Raw genomic sequence first — 829 nt, 5'->3', positions numbered from 1 at the left:
CCACCGGTATCTCCCTGGACAAAGAAGGCCTGCCCGCTGGCAATGTAGTTACTAAAGCTGCCAACACTTCCATAACTGCCTCCCCCGGGCGTGATCACATAATTACCACTCCCGTTGTTGGAGAAAGTCTGGTAGGCGCCAAAGCCATAGGTGCCTGCCAGTGCAGGATCCCATACATAAAAGAAATCCTTGACGCCGGTTTTGGTGATATTACGCATATCAATAGCCGAAGGATAAGGATTACCAATAGAAGTAAACTTGCCGGCGCTTACCGTAACGGGAGTTTGATCCCCGGTATAGAGGTTACCCTTGGTACGCAAAACGGTGGCAGTTGCCGGTGCACTAATGGCAGTAACGGTTCTGTCACCCCTGATAAAGACCATATATCCATCAGTGGCTTTAATAGTATTAGCCGTTGAAGAAATACCCACCCATGTATTGGAGGAAGAATTATAAGTTTTCACGGAAGGCAGGGGTGAATAAAGATCAAATCCTGCTGCAGTACCACCGGCACCGGTAACCTGTGTTCCAAAGCCGGGTGCGGGGTTAGACGAGGAAGAAGCAGCTCCCTCCTGCCAGGTTTGTCTTACCGTTTGTGTGGTATTGGTCGGGATGGATAAGAACCTCCATGCTTTATGTGCAGATACATATCGCTCCACGGTAGCTTTACCGGTGATGGTATTGCCGGTCATATCACCTAAATAAGCGGTTCCCGAAGCTGTTGACTTAAAGGTTAAGGTATCATTGGTGGTTAGCTTTTTGCCGGTTCCTGAAAAGGTCACTGAATTATAAATATCCAGGGCGCCGCCCAGGGAAACACCGGATGCAT

At 49.0% G+C, this 829-nt stretch carries 1 protein-coding gene; it reads right to left on the bottom strand.

What is annotated here, in order from left to right; all coding sequences use genetic code 11:
• Nucleotides 1–829, bottom strand: an 829-nt coding sequence (locus FW778_RS23375; protein ID WP_202552451.1) for a hypothetical protein, incomplete at both ends; no start/stop codon positions are given.

This window comes from Ginsengibacter hankyongi (genome assembly GCF_008710285.1).
In the GTDB taxonomy this organism is placed as follows: domain Bacteria; phylum Bacteroidota; class Bacteroidia; order Chitinophagales; family Chitinophagaceae; genus Ginsengibacter; species Ginsengibacter hankyongi.
This window is presented reverse-complemented; position numbering and strand designations above follow the sequence as displayed.